Origin of the sequence: Streptomyces sp. NPDC000983 (assembly GCF_040299205.1) — a bacterium.
Classification (GTDB): Bacteria; Actinomycetota; Actinomycetes; order Streptomycetales; family Streptomycetaceae; genus Streptomyces.
This window is the reverse complement of record NZ_JBEPBM010000099.1, coordinates 1-4839: the sequence shown is the minus strand read 5'-3', so window position 1 is coordinate 4839 and position 4839 is coordinate 1. Positions and strand designations below refer to the sequence as shown.

The 4839-nt window shown below is 68.7% G+C and carries 5 protein-coding genes and 1 pseudogene; 3 read left to right on the top strand and 3 right to left on the bottom strand.

Going from position 1 to position 4839, the window contains the following annotated elements:
• On the bottom strand, positions 1–116 hold a 116-nt coding region (locus ABT296_RS38365), incomplete at its 3' end, for a helix-turn-helix domain-containing protein (RefSeq protein ID WP_351934746.1).
• A 132-nt stretch (positions 117–248) separates the two neighbouring features.
• On the opposite strand from ABT296_RS38365, the gene ABT296_RS38360 reads away from it, so the two are divergent.
• The 3 genes from ABT296_RS38360 (at position 249) to ABT296_RS38350 (ending at position 3100) form a co-directional block, all read left to right on the top strand.
• Positions 249–605 carry a hypothetical protein gene (locus ABT296_RS38360; RefSeq protein ID WP_351934744.1) on the top strand — a complete coding sequence of 119 codons (357 nt, stop codon included), beginning with the start codon at positions 249–251 and terminating at the stop codon, positions 603–605.
• Positions 602–2233: a sodium:solute symporter family transporter gene (locus ABT296_RS38355; protein WP_351934742.1), complete on the top strand. Its 1632-nt coding sequence runs from the start codon at positions 602–604 to the stop codon at positions 2231–2233. Before ABT296_RS38360 ends, ABT296_RS38355 begins: the two co-directional genes overlap by 4 nt.
• Before the next feature lie 324 nt (positions 2234–2557).
• On the top strand, positions 2558–3100 hold the full coding sequence (locus ABT296_RS38350; protein ID WP_351934740.1) for a GNAT family N-acetyltransferase: 543 nt from the start codon (positions 2558–2560) through the stop codon (positions 3098–3100).
• On the opposite strand, the pseudogene ABT296_RS38345 reads toward ABT296_RS38350, so the two are convergent.
• Both ABT296_RS38345 and ABT296_RS38340 read right to left on the bottom strand, forming a co-directional pair.
• Positions 3084–3954: pseudogene (locus ABT296_RS38345) on the bottom strand (IS5 family transposase). The gene ABT296_RS38350 and the pseudogene ABT296_RS38345 overlap by 17 nt on opposite strands.
• An 85-nt stretch (positions 3955–4039) precedes the next feature.
• Complete coding sequence (locus ABT296_RS38340) at positions 4040–4408, bottom strand: hypothetical protein (RefSeq protein ID WP_351934738.1); 369 nt, start codon at positions 4406–4408, stop codon at positions 4040–4042.
• Positions 4409–4839: the final 431 nt, after the last annotated feature.

Here is a 4839-nt window from a genome sequence, read left to right as displayed (position 1 = left end):
GCCTTCCTTGCTGCCAGCGCATCGTTGTAGACCACCCGGGCGCAGCCGAACGTACGGGCCAGCGCGATGCGCTGACCCGGCGTCGGCTCGATCCGAAACGAATACCGCAGATGCACACCAGCAACCTAACGGCCGCCACTGACAACACTGCTCCGCCCGAAGGGCGAAACAGCCCTCCCTGCCCTGCTCCGCAGGAGCTCCGTTTCCTCCCCGGCCCGAAAGGCCGGGGTATCCACGAAGGAGACCCGATGAACGCGCTCAACTATGGGCCGTCGCCCAGCTTTCAGCCGAGGCCGCCCCGCCCTCCGGAGCAGCACGCGCAGGTGACTGCTGCCGTGCAACGGGACACTGCGCGTGCGACGGTGCGCTATCTGGGCGCCCAAGCCGTCGGATGGTCGGTGGTAGCCGTGCTGCCGCTGTTGGCCGGCTCGACGCTCGCGACGCGCGTGGCCGGGGGGCCGACCGTGGGCCTGCTGTTGTTCGCTCTGCTGAGCTTCAGCGTTCCGGTGTCGTCCTGGTGGTTCTACCAGGCGACCAGGCAGAACGGTGAGGCGGCCGGATCCGGCAAAGGCGCGGTCAACTCCCCGACAGGGAGCGGCCGATGAGTACCGACACCACGATGCACACGGCAGCGACGTCGATGACCGACGCGGCTCCGTTGGTGGCGTTCTTTCTGGTCGTCACCACGACCCTGCTGCTCTGTCTGCTGTTCGGCGCCGACTCGGAGGGAGTCGACGACCTTTACGTCGCAGGGCGTTCGGGCCGGCCGTGGCGCAACGCGCTGGCGGTGACGGGCGACACCATCACGATCCTGCTGCTGCTCAGCTGTACCGGCCTGGTCTCGGTCGCGGGCTACGACGGCACGGCCCTTGCCGTGTGCACCGTCGGCACCCTCGTGGTCCTCATGGTTCTGGCCAGGCCCCTGCGCAACACCGGCAGTTACACGTTGGGTGACACGCTCGCCGCGAGGTTCGACGACAGAGCCGTCCGCATCACGGCGGCCGTGGTCTGCGTCATCGTCTGCGTCCCGCTGGCCGTCGTGCAGTTGACGGCGGCGGGCGGGGCCACCGCGGCGATGCTCGACCTTGACGGGACGGCGTCGGCGCAGCTGTGCACGGTGTTCATCGGGGGGATGATGGTGTGCGCCGCGGCCCTGACAGGCATGCGGGGCAACACGATGCTCCAGGTCGTCAAGACGTTCACGGTCTTTGTGTGCATGGGCCTGCTCGCCGTGCTGCTGCTGCGCAGCACAGGGTGGAGCCCCGCCCGGCTGGTGTCCGAGGCGATCGACGGCAACGCCGACCCGGCCGGCTACTTCACCCCGGGACAGCTCTACGGCAGAGACCTCGCGGGACGGCTCAATCTGGTGTCCGTGCAGGTCACCATCGTGCTGGGCACGGCTGTCATACCTCACATGATCATGCGGGTGAAGACGGCCGAGCACGGCGGCGCGGCACGACGGTCCGTCCTGATCGCCACCGGGATGGTGAGCGTATTCGCCGCCCTGGCCGTCACGCTCGGCCTCGGTGCGGCCGCCCGCAGTGCCGCGGTGCCGCCGGGCCACTTCGACCTCCAGTCGTCGGCGGCTCTGCTGTCACTGGTCCGGGACCTGGTCACCGGACCCGCCGGCGACCTGCTCACCGCGCTGGTGGTGTCCGCGGTCTTCCTCACCAGCCTGACCGTCGTGGCGGCGCTGGCGCTGAGTGCGGCCGCGGCTCTCGTGCACGACCTCTACGTCACCGCGCTTCGCCGGGGCGGAGTGCCGCCCGCCGTCGAGGTCAAGGCCATGCGCTGGGCCACTCCCGTCCTGGGGGCCGCCGCGGTGCTGCTGTCGGTGCTGGCGCAGAGCTGGAACATCCAGTTCCTCGCACAGTTCGCGGTGGCCGTGTCGGCGTCCGCCGTACTGCCGAGCCTTGTCTACGCCCTGTTCTGGAAGGGCTGCACCAAGGCCGGCCTGCTGTGGACCATGTACGCGGGCCTCGCCTGCTGTGTCGTCCTGCAAGCGTTCGGGCCGACGGTTTCGGGCGCGCCCGGCGCGCTGTTCGAGTCCGCCGACTTCGCGTGGTTCCCCCTGGCGACGACAGGGTTGGTGAGCGCTCCGGTGGGCTTCTTGACCGGCTGGATCGTCAGCGTCCGCACGGCGCGGAGCAAGGGGCCCGCCGACGCCGTGGTCTTCGCTGCTGTCGCTGCCCGTTCCGTGCTGGACCGACCGGAGGAGGCCCGCGTCCCGTGACCGGGGGCGGCTCAGGCAGCCGAGTCCTGCACCTGTGCGGGGGGAACATCGGCCAGGGCCTCGGCCCGGGCCGGTTCCTGCGGGCCCGCCCGGTCCGCCTGGAGCGGCGGGTGTCGTGTTGTGGTGTCGGATGAGACGCAAGGCATCCTCACGCTCCCGTCGGTCGAGGGTGTCAACTTGTGCCTGGTGGAGTTGGTGGCGAGCAGGTGGGAGTAGAACTTCGGCGCAGGATCGCGGCGTTGTCGGTCCACGCAGACAGGAGGGCAGTGGGGCGTGTATCGAGAGTGTCTGATGGAGAGCCCTTTTGTGATCCAGAATGCTTGGATGGTCACGCTTGAGACTCCCCGTTTGATCCTGCGTCGCTGGCGCGAGGAAGACGTTGCGCCCATGGCTGCCATCAATGCCGACCCCGAGGTCATGCGGTGGATCCGTGACGGCAGCATCCGTGACGAACAGCAGACTCGCGGCGGGATTCAGGCATGGGAGAGTGAGTGGGCGTCTCAGGGCTTCGGCCTGTTCGCCCTGGAGATCCGGTCCACTGGCGAGTTGGCCGGGTTCACCGGCCTTTCGGTGCCCGACTTCTTGCCGGAGGTACTGCCGGCGGTTGAGGTCGGCTGGCGGCTGGGACGTTCCCACTGGGGGCAGGGCTTGGCCACCGAGGCCGCTGCGGCCGCTGTGCGGTTCGGGTTCGAAAAGCGAGGGCTGGAGCGGATCATCAGCATCACTCAAGTGGGCAACGACGCCTCCGAACGGATCATGACCAAACTGGGGATGCATCCGGTCCGTGAGACCGTCAATCCGACCGGCGGTCGGCGAGTGCGGGTGTTCGAGTTGTCGTCGGACCAGTACCTCACCACCACTTGTTGATGGCGGTAATGAGGACGGCAGCCTCGTAGCGGAGCGCGAGTTTGGCGTACCTGGTGGACACGGCCCGATGTCTCTTGAGGCGATTGATACCGAACTCGACCGCGTGCCGGGCCCTGTAGTCCTCTGGGTCGACCTTCGGTGGCCGGCCGCCGCTGGACTCGCGCCTCCTGCGTTGGGGACCTGATCGGCCTTGTCCGGGATGGCGCAGCGGATCCCCCGGCGGCGCAGGTAGGCGCGGGTCTTCCGGCAGGCGTACGCCTCGTCAGCCCGCACGCGGTCGGGGCAGACGCGCGAGCGACCCGGCCCTGTGAGGGCACACGAACCTTCTCCAGCGCCGGTTCGAACCGCGGCGAGTCCCCCGCCGCCCTGCCGTCACCACGATCGACATGGGCGTCTGACCCTGCTCGACAGCCAGGTGCAGCTGGGTCGTGAACCCGCTGCGCGAACGCCCCAGCCCGTGATCGACGGGCTCGTCGAAGACACCGCCCGGTGGTCTCTTCGGCAGGTCACCCTGCTTGCCGGAGCCAGCCGCATGCCGATGGTCACGGCACACGGTGGAGTCGACACTCGAGTCCCACACCATGGCGCCCCTCGCATCGGCCAGGGCCTGGAGCCGGGTGAGAACCTGATACCAGGTGCCGTCTCGCTGCCACCGGCGAAACAGGTCGTAGATCCGGTCCCACGGCCCGTACTCGACGGGCACGTCCCGCCACGGCACCCGTGCGGACCCGGAACCGTATGCCGTCGATCAGCTGCCACCGGGACCAGACCGGCGGCAGCCCCGCCTTCCTCCTCTTCGGCAACAACGGCTCCAGCACCGCCCACTGCTCATCCGTGAGATCTCCCCGCCCCATGAACCGGGACCACCCACCGCTCAAGATCCACTTTCGATACACGACCCAGCGTCGTGGCGCCCTGGCCCGACAGGACGCCAGCGCCTCAATTCAGTTCCTTGGCGGCGGCGAGTGCGAGGGTTCGCGCGGCCGCCGAACGTTCGGACTTCTTGGCTGTGGAGTCGCTCAGGGTCTTTGCGGCCTGCGTGAGTGCCTTCTTACTCGGCTTCTTCTTCGGCGTCTGGGACAGAGCGCTGGCGGCGGCTGTCTTCTCCGTCTTGCTCGTGCTGCGCGCCGCGACGGTCTTCCCGGCCCCGGTGGCCGCCTTGCTCTTGGTGCGGCCCGAAGCGTGCTTCTTGCCCGGCGTCTGCGACAGGGCACTGGCCGCAGCCGACTTGGAGGCCGCGGACTTCCCCTTCTTCGTTGCCTTCGCCGCAGCGGGCGCGGCCTTCGGGGTGGTGTTCTTCTGTGCCATGTTCGTCTCCGCTCTCTTGTTGTGGTCAGGTGGGTGACTTCGTGCATCACGCACCCCGCCCGCGGGCTCTACGCCAGCCGGGAGCTTTCCGTCGTCGATCTTTGCTCCGGCAGAGTGTGACGCGATGGCGGGCTGCTCCGAGGGTGACGGCAGTGCAACTCCGCACAGCCTTGCTCACCGAACCGGCACCGGCGTGCCCAGGCCGGCTGGCCCGGCGGCCTTGGGATGCCTCGCAGGATTGCCAGGAAGGGCCTGCGGCGGCCACCAAAAAAGGGCGTTGGTGAGGGGGCGGTTGGACTCTTCGACACCTCTCGCCAGGCATGTGCAAACCCTTGCGTCCTACGACGAGGCGCCCACGATCTCCTCGATGCTCACGGTGTCCCCGGCCGCGGGCTGTTCGGGCTCGACCTCGTCGCCGTAGTTGCTGAACG

What these genes read in the sequence shown, in the direction of transcription:
- ABT296_RS38350 (WP_351934740.1), top strand. Translation starts at nt 2,558, where the DNA reads ATGGTCACGCTTGAGACTCCCCGTTTGATCCTGCGTCGCTGGCGCGAG.
- ABT296_RS38355 (WP_351934742.1), top strand. Translation starts at nt 602, where the DNA reads ATGAGTACCGACACCACGATGCACACGGCAGCGACGTCGATGACCGAC.
- ABT296_RS38360 (WP_351934744.1), top strand. Translation starts at nt 249, where the DNA reads ATGAACGCGCTCAACTATGGGCCGTCGCCCAGCTTTCAGCCGAGGCCG.
- ABT296_RS38340 (WP_351934738.1), bottom strand. Translation starts at nt 4,408, where the DNA reads ATGGCACAGAAGAACACCACCCCGAAGGCCGCGCCCGCTGCGGCGAAG.